The sequence below is a fragment of the Micromonospora sp. RV43 genome (assembly GCF_001029515.1).
GTDB classification, from domain to species: Bacteria; Actinomycetota; Actinomycetes; order Mycobacteriales; family Micromonosporaceae; genus Micromonospora; species Micromonospora aurantiaca.
Genome location: NZ_LEKG01000219.1, coordinates 1 through 10826 on the forward strand (window position 1 = coordinate 1; position 10826 = coordinate 10826).

Sequence of the window (10826 nt, forward strand, 5' to 3'; positions counted from 1 at the left end):
GTGCACCCCCGGGTGGGGTGGGGTGGACGCGGTGGCGCAGAGTGGCGCTGTGCGATACCTGCGTAGTGACGGACGCGTCGCCATCCGCCGTCCCCGTCCGGCTGACGAGGCGGAGTTCGTCGCCGCCGTCCGGCGCAGCCGCGACCTGCACCATCCGTGGCTCTCCGCGCCCGATGACGCGCAGCGCTACGCGGCGTACCTGCGCAAGATCCGGGGGCGGGACAGCGCCGGGTTCCTGTTCTGCGACCGGGCCACCGGGCAGATCGCCGGATACGCGAACATCAGCGGCATCGTGCTGGGCGCGCTGCGCGGCGGCTACCTCGGATACGCGGCGTTCCGCCCGTACGCGGGCACCGGGCACGCCTCGGCCGGGGTGCGGCTGGTGATCGAGTACGCGTTCGGGCCGCTCGGTCTGCACCGGCTGGAGGCGAACATCCAGCCCGGCAACGAGCCGTCGAAGCGGCTGGCGCGGCGGCTCGGCTTCCGGCTGGAGGGGTTCTCCCCGGACTACCTGTTCATCGACGGCGCGTGGCGCGACCACGAACGCTGGGCGATCACCGCTCCGGCGCCGGACTGAGTGCGGCGCCGGAGGACGGTGACCGGCCGGTCTCAGCTGCCGGGCTTCGGGAAGGCGACCGGGCTGCGGTGCCCGTCCCGGTCGACCGCCCGTACGCCGAAGAACACGTTGTCCTTGGACAGGTCGATGGTCACCTCGGTGACGTCGCCGACCGGCAGCACCTTCTGCCACTGGTCGGCGGTGGTCTCCCGCCACACCACCTCGTACCCGGCCAGGTCCGGCTCGGGGCCGCGCTGCCACCGCAACGTGGTGTCGTTGGTCAGGTTCGTGGTCACCACGGTGACGCCCTTGGGTGTGCCGGGCGCCTGGGCCAGTGACCACAGCGTCGCGGCGTTCACCCGCGCCACCCGGGTGATGTAGCCGAAGTCGCAGAACTGCGACAGGTCGCCGTACTGCACCCCGTCGACGACCCGCACGTCCTGGTGCTGGTGGGCGAAGTCCTCGTTGGGCTCGGTGAACCGGCCGGCCGGCCAGCCCTCGCGCAGGAACGAGATGTGGTCGCTGCCGCGCAGGTAGCGGTCCCGCCGGTAGATGACGCGCACGTCCATGCCGGTGGCGGAGTTCCCGGCCACGTCGGTGACGAACCGGGCGAGCTGCCGCGACGGCGAGTCGTTCTCGCCGCCGACGGACTGCCGCACGCTCGCCTCGGCCGGGGTCTCGGCGGTCGGCACGCCCTCGGCGAACAACCGCACGGTACGCGGGTCGCGCGTGCCGTCGTCGGCGGTGCTGGACCCGACGATGTCGTTGCTGAACATCGCCTGGACATCGGCGCCGGCCGCCTTCAACTGCGAGGCGAGGTACGCCGAGCCGTACAGTCCCTGCTCCTCGGCTGCGACGGCGGCGAGCACGATGGTGGCCTCGGTGCGGCGGGTGGACAGCACCCGGGCCAGCTCCATCACCACCGCCACGCCGGAGGCGTCGTCGTCCGCGCCTGGTGCGTCGCTGACCGCGTCCATCACGTCGGTCGCCCGGGAGTCGTAGTGGCCGGTGATGACGTACACCCGCTCGGGCGTGACGTCGCCGCGCAGGGTCGCCACCACGTTGGTGATGGTGGTCGGGACGGGGATGCGGGAGGCGGGCTGCTGCACGTACGACTGCAGTTCGACGCTCATCCGGCCGCCGGACGCGGCCGCGTACCCGGAGAGCTGGGCGTGGATCCAGTCGCGGGCGGCGCCGATGCCGCGTACCGGATCGGTCTGGCTGGACAGGGTGTGGCGGGTGCCGAACGCGGCGAGCCGGCGCACGACGGCCTCGACCCGGCGGCTGTCGATCTCGCGCAGCAGCGCGGTCAGCTCGCGGTCGGGCCGCTGCGGCCGGGCCGGACGGCCCGGGCCCGGGGGCGCGCCGGTCGCGGCGGCGGCCGGGGCGGCGGCGAGCGGGGTGGCGACGGCGGCGGCGGTGGCCGCGGCGGAGGCGGTGAGGAAGGTACGCCGGCTGGACCTCGTGGGCCGACCCTCGGCGGTCTCGTGGTTTCCCATCCCGGCATCCTCGCGCCGATCACGAGGAATGTCCATATAGCCGTCGATGGATGGATCATGGGCACGTTTGTCGCAGGTCTGCCCGGGAACGGCAGCAGGCATGACGAAACCACGGGTGGTGATCGTGGGGGCCGGGTTCGCCGGGTACCACGCGGCCAAGACGTTGCGCCGACTGGCCCGCGACCGGGCCGAGATCGTCCTGCTGAACACGACCGACTACTTTCTCTACCTGCCGCTGCTGCCCGAGGTGGCGGCCGGCGTGGTGGAGCCGACCCGGATCGCGGTGCCGCTCGCCGGCACGCTCGACGGCGTCCGCGTGGTGGTCGGTGAGGCGGACCGGGTCGATCTGCAGAACCGGTGGGTCGGCTACCGCTCGATCGAGGGTGAGCACGGGCAGCTCGCGTACGACCGGCTGGTGCTCAGCGTCGGCAGCGTCAACAAGCTGCTGCCGATCCCCGGCGTGACCGAGTACGCCCACGGCTTCCGCGGCCTGCCCGAGGCGCTGTTCCTACACGACCACGTGGTCCGGCAGGTCGAGCTGGCCGAGCTGACCCAGGACCCGGCCGAGCAGCGGGCCCGCACCACGTTCGTGGTGGTCGGCGCCGGCTACACCGGCACCGAGGTGGCCGCGCACGGGCAGCTGTTCACCGACCGGCTGATGGCCCAGCGTCCGCACCTGAAGGTCCGGCCGCGCTGGATGCTGCTGGACGTGGCGCCCCGGGTGCTGCCCGAACTGGACCGGCGGATGTCCGTCACCGCCGACCGGGTGCTGCGCAAACGCGGCGTGGACGTGCGGATGGGCACCTCGGTCGCCGAGGCCACCCCGGACGGGGTGATGCTCACCGACGGCGAGTACGTCCCGACGTGCAGCCTCGTCTGGTGCGTGGGCGTACGCCCCGACCCGTTCGTGGCCGAACTGGGCCTGCGCACCGAGAAGGGCCGGCTGGTGGTCGACGAGTTCCTCAACGTCCCCGGCTACCCCGAGGTGTTCGCCTGCGGCGACGCCGCCGCCGTGCCCGACCCGACCCGCCCCGGGCAGGTGTGTGCGATGACCGCGCAGCACGCCCAGCGGCAGGGCAAGCTGGCGGCGCACAACATCGCCGCCTCGTACGGTCAGGGCGTGCGAAAGTCGTACAAGCACCACGACCTGGGCTGGGTGGTGGACCTGGGCGGCAAGGACGCGGCGGCGAACCCGCTGAAGGTGCCGCTCGCAGGGCTGCCGGCCAAGGCCGTCACCCGCGGCTACCACCTGCTGGCCATGCCCGGTAACCGGCCCCGGGTCGCGGCGGACTGGGCGCTGGACGCGACGCTGCCCCGGCCCGCCGTGCAGCTCGGCCTGGTCCCCGCGAACGCGGTGCCGCTGGAGAGCGAGTCACCGGAGCTGGCCCGCCGCCACTGATCGCCGCACGCACCCGCCGGCCGGCTCTCACCCGCCGGCCGGCGGCCGTTCCGGTGCCCCGGCGCTACCGGCCGCACCCGGGTCGGCCGGTTCGCCGTCGGCGGGCTGCGGCAGCGCCTGCCGCCCGGCGGGCGCGAACTCGCGCAGCAGCACCTGGACGATGCCGGCGGCCGGGATCGCCAGCAGCGCCCCCACCAGCCCGGCCAGCTCGACCGACAGCAGCACGCTGACCAGCACCGTCAACGGGTTCAACCGGACCGCGCGGCCCATGATGACCGGTTGCAGCAGATGGTTCTCCACCTGCTGGTAGACCACGAAGAAGACCAGCACGACGAGGCCGGCGGTGGGGGAGTGCAGGAACGCCGCGCCGGCCGCGGCGAGCGCGCCGAGCGTGGCGCCGACGAGCGGGATCAGGTCGAACACGGCGACAGTCAGCGCGATCACCGCGGCGAACGGCACACCGAGCAGGAACAGTACGACGAACGTCAGACCGCCGCAGATCACGCTGATCAGCAGGTTGCCGCTCAGGTAGCCGGTGACGATCCGGGACGAGTCACGCCCGATGCGCCGCAGCCGCGCCGCCGCGCCGTCGCCGGTGAGCCGCAGCGTGGCGGCCACGATCTTCGGCGCCTCCAGGACCATCAGGTACGCCAGCACCACCACGGTGACCAGCGCGGCGACCGCCTGGGCCACGCTGCGGACCACCCCTACCGTCGGGTCGCCGAGCCGGGCGCCGTACCGGCGCAGCTGGCCGGGTTCGGCGTAGCGGAGCAGGTGGAAGCGCTCCAGCAGCCGCCCGAGCGGCCCCTGCCCGGCCTGGGCCTCGCGTACCAGCTCCGGCGCCCGGTCGGCGAAGCGGCCCACCTCGTCCACCAGCGGCACCACGATCAGCGCGCCGACGGCGGCGAACAGCGCGAACGCGGCCAGGAAGACCAGCAGCGTGGCGAGCGCGCGGCGGCGTACCCGACGTTCGAGACGGTCCACGAGCGGTTTGAGGGCGACCGCGAAGAACACCGCCACCAGTCCCCACACCAGCACCCGCCGGGTGGCCCAGACCAGCGCCAGCCCGACCCCGGTGGCGAGGACCAGACCGATCACGATCAGCGTCCGGCGCGCGATGGACCGATCGTCGGCGGCGCTCATCCGGCGCGGCTACCCGCGCTGGGGGTACGAAAACCCGGCTCAGCCCAGGTCGGCGTCGGTGACCGGGTGGGCACCCGCGGCGAACGCGTCGAGCGTCGCGCCGTGCAGCACCGTTCCGGGCACCGGGTCGGCGGCGACGCGGGTGGCGAGCCGGATCACCGGGATCCGGCCCGCCGTGGGCGTGGCGGCGAGCACCACGTTGCCGTACCGGCGTCCGCGCAGCATCCGCCGGTCGGCGACCAGGCAGACGTCGGCGAACACCGCGCGCAGCGTGGCCACCTGTGACCGGGTGTGCGCCAGCGGCGGCAGGTCGGTGAGGTTGATCAGGTAGAGGCCGTCCGGGCGCAGCACCCGGGCCACCTGCGCCGCGAACTCGACCGCCGCCACCTGTGGCGGCATCCGGGCCGCCCGGTACACGTCGGCGACCACCACGTCGTACGTCCCGGACGGCTCCTCGGCGACCGCCTCCCGGGCGTCGCCGAGCGCCACCACCACCTCCGGCGGCAGCCGTGGCAGTTTCCGCCGGACCAACTCGACCACGCCCGGATCGCGCTCGATCACCCGCTGCGCCGAACCGGGCCGGGTGCTCGCGAGCCAGCGCGGCAGCGTGAGCGCGCCGCCGCCGAGGTGCAGCGCGGTCAGCGCCGCGCCGCGCGGGGCGGCCAGGTCGATCGCGGCGGCGATCCGCCGCACGTACTCGAAGTGCAGGTACCGGGCGTCGGCCACGTCCACGTACGACTGCTCGACCCCGTCGGCCAGCAGCGTGCGCCCGGACGGGCGGGCCGGGTCCACCACGATCTCCAGGGTCTCGGTGTCGTCGTGATCCACGGCGGGACACGGTACCGCGCGGCCACGGGCGGCCCCGGCCCGCATGGGACCGGGGCCGTTCCGCCGCCGGGTCAGCCGGCCGCCATCCCGGCGCCGGCCTCGTCGACTGCCGCGTCCACCCGGTGCGCGAGGTCCACGTCCGCCGCCGTCACGCCGTCGACCTGCTGGGTCCGGACCGTCAGCACGGCGTTGTCCGGGTCGGGACGCCCGATCTGCGGCGAGCGTCCGACGTCGGACTTGAGCCGGTCCAGCCGGTCGAGCACCCGGTCCAGGTTGCCGCCGGGGAGCTCGATCGTGCGCACGAGCGAGCGCCTGTCACTGGACCAGTAGGGCAGCGTCGCGAGCGCGTCGCGCAGCTCCGCCTCGGTCAGCGGCGCGGTGGCCGAGGACGCGCCCACCAGGCCGCCGCCGAAGTCGGCCGGCCCGAGCAGGTCACGCAACTCGTCGGGTACGTGCAGCGACTCGACCAGTTCCGCGTCGGCCTCCGCGAGCGCGGCGAGCGTCGCCTCGGCCTGGTAGCGGGCCTGCTCCGGGGTGAGGCGGCTGTACCGGCCGACCTCGGCCAGGAAGCCGGGCAGGTCGCGGCGGGGCTCCATGCCGTACACCGGCACCACGTCGTGCAGGGTCAGCGGCACCGCCTCCAGCAGCCGCTCCCGTGCCGCCTCGTCCAGTGCCTGGGCCAGGGCCAGCACGGTGCCCTCCGCCGCGACCTTGGCCGTGGTGAAGTCCACGCCGGCGCGCCGGCTCACGTCGTCGACGAGATCCCGGTAGCTCATCGAGGCCCCGGGTGACGGCGTCGGGTCGGGCAGCGGGCGCTGCTGCTCCGCGACGGCGACCGGCGGCGGCGCGGGACCACCCCGGGTGCTGTCCGGCTTGTGCCGTCCGGCCGGCGGCGGGCCGGACCGGTCGTGCTGGTCCAGCGAGGTGACCTGCTTGGACGCGCTCAGGCTGGCGCCGATCTGGCTCGGCCGCAGCCCTCGCTCGCGGGCCTCGCGGGCCAGGGTCCGGCGGCGCTGGTTGTCGCCCTCCATCTGCTTGCGCATCGTCGCACCTCGTTCCTGGGTCGGTTGCGCTTGCGCCGACCGCGTTCCCGGCGCTGCCGGGAAGGTAACGGCGGACGGCCCGGCGGACGCTTCATTCGCTGCGGGTGAGGAGCGCTCACCCCGGCGGGCGGCAGGCTCGGACGGACCGGACAACTTCCGACGCACGCGGAAGGGCAGGTCGACATGAAACGGATCGTGGAGATCGTCCCCGCCCGTCCCGGCTGGTACGCCCGTTGGCGCATCGGCCCGGACGCCACCCGCTCCTACCCGGTGACCCTCTGGGCCCTGCTGGAGCACCACGACGGCAGCGGACGCGAGGTGGTCGGCGTCGACTGTGTCGGGCAGTGGCCCGGGGCGGACGACGACGACATGAGCGGGGACTTCGTCCGTTATCTGTTCCAGACGCCCGATTCCGGCGCGCCGGAGGACGTCGAGCCTCCGCTCGCGGGGCAGTCGCGCGACGAGACGCGGCACCGGCAGGCCGAGCCCGCCGCCTGAGCCATCCTCCCGGCCCCCGGCCCCTGGTCCCAGGGTCGGGGGCCACCCCTGTCCGCCGGACGCTCAGCCCGCGTGGCGGGCGCCGCGGGGTCGGTCAGCCCACCCCGCGGGTCTCGCCGGTCAGGTCGCGCGGCGGGGCGGCCAGCAGTTCCGCCAGGCCGGTGCGGTCCAGCAGGTGCTTGATCTGCGGATTCAGGTTCAGCAGGCGGATCGCCCCGGTGCCGGCCCGGTGGATCACCACGAGCGCGCTCAGGCCGGAGGAGTCGCAGAGGTGCACCCCGGCGAAGTCGAGTTCCAGCTCCTGGTGGCCGTCGCGGCGCAGGTCGGCCACGGCGTCGACGAGTTCCGGCGCGGTGTCGAAGTCCAGCTCCCCGGCCAGCCGCATTCGGGCGGAACCGGCGCCGAGCCGGTCCACCTCGATGGTCAACATCTGGGAGGGCACGTTTCCATGTTCCCAGCCAGGCGCGGCCGGGAAACCCCCGGGGTCACGCGGACGCTGTCGAACCCGGCGCGGCGAGGCCCGGCGCGTCGTCGACCGGCGAGCGGTCGAGCAGACCGGTGACGCCGGTCAGGTCGAGGATGGTCTCCAGGAACCGGGGGACCGACCGCAGCTCGATGGCGGTGCCTGCGTGCTGGCCCTCCCGCCAGGCGTGCACGATCACGGACAGGCCGGTGCTGTCCATGAACTGAAGGTCGCCGAAGTCGAACACCAGCGTCGTCGGACGCGCGGTGAGCAGCCGGTCGATCTCGGCGCGCAGCGGGCCCGCCGTGGCGTACGCCAGGTCGCCGCCGACGACTACCACCGGGACGGGCGGGTTCGATCGATCCACGGAGATGCTCAGCGGGCTCGCCTCGGGCCTTCTCCGTTGAGGAACCACGTCACGCCTTTCCGCGGGGTTGCCGGTCGGGCCGGTATCGACAGGATCGTAACAACAGCGCCATCACCTCGCTGGATGCGCGAGCGGGCCGCAGCGCCGTGGGGTGGCGGTCCCGGCATACCGGCGTAGGGTGGGCGGTGATACGTGACCACAGGCGCCGGGTCCGGCGCCCCCGGGTGTCGACGAGGAGAGTGGGGCTCAGCTGGTGACTGCTGCCGACGTCAGGGGTGCCGACCCGGGCGACGGACGGATCTCCACGCCGAGCGCCGCACGGGCTCCGGCGTGGTCCGCCGCCGCGCCGGTGCCGTCCGCCCTGCCGCCGCTGGCAGCCGACCACGACCTTACCGTTCCCAACTGGTCCGAGGTGGTCGAGCACTTCCGTGAGGGCCTGGTCGTCTGCGACGCCGACGGTGTCGTCCAGCACGTGAGCCCGGTCGCGGAGCGGCTGATCCCCGAGGTGACGCCCGGCGAGCTGCTGGCCGCGGCCGGCCCGGTCCCGCTGCGCGGCGACGGCCCGGCCGAGTTCACCCACCACGGGCGGCGGCTGCGCGTACGCCCGGTCGCGTTGTCCCACCGACGGCGCTGCTGGTACGTCGACGACGTCACCGAAAGCGTCAGCCGGGCCGACGCGCTGCTCGCCGAGCGGGCCCGCTCGGCGTTCCTCGCCGTGGTCGGCGAGAAGCTCGGCAACCCGCTGCACCCGGACCGGGCCGCCGCCGCCGTGGTGCGCCTGGCCGTACCCACGGCGGCCGACGTGGCGGTCCTCGTCCTCGCCCCCCGCTCCGGCCGCGCCCGCTGGTGGCGGGCGGTACGCGCGGACGACCGGCCGCCGGTGGTGGACAGCGGGGTGCTGCCCGCCACGGCGCTCCCCGTGGCCATCGAGGCCGGCCTGGCCGGCGCCGAGCCGCACGAGCTGGACTGGCTGGTCGAGCAGGCCGCCGAGGCGGGCTGGCTGCCCGGCCTGGACACCTCCGGCGCCACCGCCCGGGTGGTGCCGCTGCCCGGCCGGGAGGCGCCGGCCGGGGCCCTGCTGGTGGCCCGGCGCGCCGACCGCTGGTACGACGAGGCCGACGTGGACCTGGTCCGCGCGTTCGCGGCCCGCGCCGGCGCGGCGCTGACCACCGCCATGCTCTACCGCGACCAGGCCGAGGTCGCCGACACGTTGCAGGCCAGCCTGCTGCCGGTCGAGCCGGCCTCGGCGACGGGGGTGCAGTGGGGCACCGCGTACCGGCCGGCGCAGGCCGGGCTGCGCATCGGCGGTGACTTCTACGGCTCGCACCGGCTCGCCGACGGCGGCTCGGTCTTCTTCCTCGGCGACGTGTCGGGCAAGGGCGTGGAGGCGGCCGTGTTCACCGGTCAGCTGCGCCAGTGCCTCCAGGCGTTGCACCGGGTCGAGACCCAGCCGGGACGGCTGCTGAAGCTGCTGAACGACGCGCTGCTGGAGACCACGCAGGCGCACGGGCAGGGCCGGTTCGCCACCATGGTGCTCGGCGTGGCCCGGCCGCACCGCGACGGCGGCCTGACGCTGACCCTGGCCGGCGGCGGGCACCTGCCGCCGCTGGTGCTGCGGGAGTCCGGCGAGGTCGAGGTGGTGCCGTTGCGCGGCATGCTGATCGGTGTGGTGCCCGATCCCCGCATCGGCGAGGTGACGGTGCACCTGGCACCGGGGGAGACCTGCCTGTTCTACAGCGACGGGGTGACCGAGGCGCGCGGCGGCCGGCGCGGTGACGAGCAGTTCGGCGCCGAGCGGCTGCTCAACGCGGTGACCGGCTGCCACCGGATGCCCGCGCCGGCGCTCGCCGAGCGGGTCGAGCAGGTGACCTGCGACTGGCTCGCGCACGGCGACCACGACGACATCGCCGTGCTGGCGCTGCGGGCCACCGGCCCGGCCGGGCGGGCGCCGCGGCACCTGCACGCGGTGCCGGATCCGGCCGTGACCGAACGAACGAGGGAGCTGTTCGCGTGACCGTGCCGACCGTCGAGGCCGACCCGGGCCACGCCTTCCCCCGCTATCTGGAGTGCCTGGCCGACGCCGACGAGTCCGCCGCCGTGTCGGTGGCCCGCGGGCTGCTGGAGGCGGGCGTGCCGGCCGAGCGGGTGCTGCTGGATCTGGTCGCCCCGGCCCAGGCCGAGGTGGGCGAACGCTGGGCCCGCAACGAGTGGAGCGTCGCCCAGGAGCACGCCGCCACCCACATCAGCGAGCGGGTGGTGGCCGCTGTGGCCGCGTACGCCGATCCCCGCCCGACCCGCGGGCGGATCGTGATGGCCTGCATGGACGGCGAGTGGCACGCGCTGCCGGCCCGGCTGGTGGCCGAGGTGCTGCGGCTGCGCGGCTGGCAGGTCGTCTTCCTCGGCGCCAGCGTCCCGGCCGCGCACCTGGTGTCCTACCTGCACCGTTACGACGCGGAGGCGGTGGCGCTGGCCTGCGCGCTGCCGATGCGGCTGCCGCACGCCCACCGGATGGTGGAGGCGTGCCGCCGCTCCGACGTGCCGGTGGTGGTCGGTGGCCGGGGCTTCGGCGACGACGGCCGCTGGGCCCGCGTGCTCGGTGTGCCGTGGGCGCCCGACGCGCCGGCCGCGGCGGACCTGGTGGCCGACGAGCGGGCGCTGCGCGAGACGCCGCCCGCGCGGTTGGATCACCTGGCCGACGACGAGTACGTCAGCCTGGTCAAACGGCGCGGCGAGCTGATCGACAGCGCCCTGGCCGATCTGCGCGAGCGGGTGCCGTCGACGGCCGGCTACACCCCGGCGCAGCTCGACTCCACGATCAGCGACCTCGGCTACATCGTGGACTTCCTGGCCGCCGCGCTCTACGTGGACGACGCGACGCTGTTCACCGGGTTCGTCGAGTGGCTGGTGGAGATCCTGGTCAGCCGCGGGGTGCCGGCGGGCGCGGTCGGGCTGACGCTGGAGCACTATGGACAGCAGCTGCGCGACTTCCCGCGCGCGGCCGCCTTCCTCGACCGGGGGAGGGCCCTGGTG

General features: G+C 74.7%; 11 protein-coding genes. 5 read left to right on the forward strand and 6 right to left on the reverse strand.

The features are described from left to right. Positions 1 to 577, forward strand: a 577-nt coding sequence (locus tag ABD52_RS33530) for a GNAT family N-acetyltransferase (RefSeq protein WP_235437633.1), incomplete at its 5' end; no start/stop codon positions are given. 32 nt (positions 578 to 609) lie between these two features. Here the strand turns inward: ABD52_RS33530 and ABD52_RS33535 are convergent. Continuing rightward, positions 610 to 2055 carry a M20/M25/M40 family metallo-hydrolase gene (locus ABD52_RS33535; RefSeq protein WP_047894372.1) on the reverse strand — a complete coding sequence of 482 codons (1446 nt, stop codon included), beginning with the start codon at positions 2053 to 2055 and terminating at the stop codon, positions 610 to 612. A gap of 100 nt (positions 2056 to 2155) precedes the next feature. On the opposite strand from ABD52_RS33535, the gene ABD52_RS33540 reads away from it, so the two are divergent. Next, positions 2156 to 3454 carry an NAD(P)/FAD-dependent oxidoreductase gene (locus ABD52_RS33540; RefSeq protein ID WP_047894373.1) on the forward strand — a complete coding sequence of 433 codons (1299 nt, stop codon included), beginning with the start codon at positions 2156 to 2158 and terminating at the stop codon, positions 3452 to 3454. A gap of 27 nt (positions 3455 to 3481) precedes the next feature. Here ABD52_RS33540 and ABD52_RS33545 read toward each other — a convergent pair whose 3' ends face one another. The 3 genes from ABD52_RS33545 to ABD52_RS33555 are packed head-to-tail and all read right to left on the reverse strand — an operon-like array spanning position 3482 to position 6468. Beyond that, entirely contained in the window at positions 3482 to 4597 is a 1116-nt protein-coding gene (locus ABD52_RS33545) for an AI-2E family transporter (RefSeq protein ID WP_047894374.1), read from the reverse strand. Positions 4598 to 4636: 39 nt separating this feature from the next. Then, on the reverse strand, positions 4637 to 5470 hold the full coding sequence (locus ABD52_RS33550; RefSeq protein WP_047894375.1) for a spermidine synthase: 834 nt from the start codon (positions 5468 to 5470) through the stop codon (positions 4637 to 4639). A 26-nt stretch (positions 5471 to 5496) separates the two neighbouring features. Then, on the reverse strand, positions 5497 to 6468 hold the full coding sequence (locus tag ABD52_RS33555) for a DUF2267 domain-containing protein (protein ID WP_047894376.1): 972 nt from the start codon (positions 6466 to 6468) through the stop codon (positions 5497 to 5499). Positions 6469 to 6651: 183 nt separating this feature from the next. Here ABD52_RS33555 and ABD52_RS33560 point away from each other — a divergent pair, with 183 nt between their 5' ends. Next, positions 6652 to 6966, forward strand: coding sequence for a hypothetical protein (locus ABD52_RS33560; RefSeq protein ID WP_047894377.1), 315 nt, complete (start codon positions 6652 to 6654; stop codon positions 6964 to 6966). A 94-nt stretch (positions 6967 to 7060) separates the two neighbouring features. Here the strand turns inward: ABD52_RS33560 and ABD52_RS33565 are convergent, their stop codons facing one another. Then, the gene (locus ABD52_RS33565; protein WP_235437634.1) at positions 7061 to 7408 is read right to left on the reverse strand and encodes an STAS domain-containing protein; all 348 of its coding nucleotides are present in this window, start codon (positions 7406 to 7408) and stop codon (positions 7061 to 7063) included. Positions 7409 to 7451: 43 nt separating this feature from the next. After that, positions 7452 to 7796, reverse strand: coding sequence for an STAS domain-containing protein (locus ABD52_RS33570; protein WP_047894379.1), 345 nt, complete (start codon positions 7794 to 7796; stop codon positions 7452 to 7454). A 253-nt stretch (positions 7797 to 8049) separates the two neighbouring features. On the opposite strand from ABD52_RS33570, the gene ABD52_RS33575 reads away from it, so the two are divergent. Next, positions 8050 to 9810 carry a PP2C family protein-serine/threonine phosphatase gene (locus ABD52_RS33575; RefSeq protein ID WP_053065524.1) on the forward strand — a complete coding sequence of 587 codons (1761 nt, stop codon included), beginning with the start codon at positions 8050 to 8052 and terminating at the stop codon, positions 9808 to 9810. After that, positions 9807 to 10826 (forward strand): B12-binding domain-containing protein (locus ABD52_RS33580; RefSeq protein WP_047894380.1); only part of this gene is annotated, 1020 nt, incomplete at its 3' end. The genes ABD52_RS33575 and ABD52_RS33580, both read left to right, overlap by 4 nt.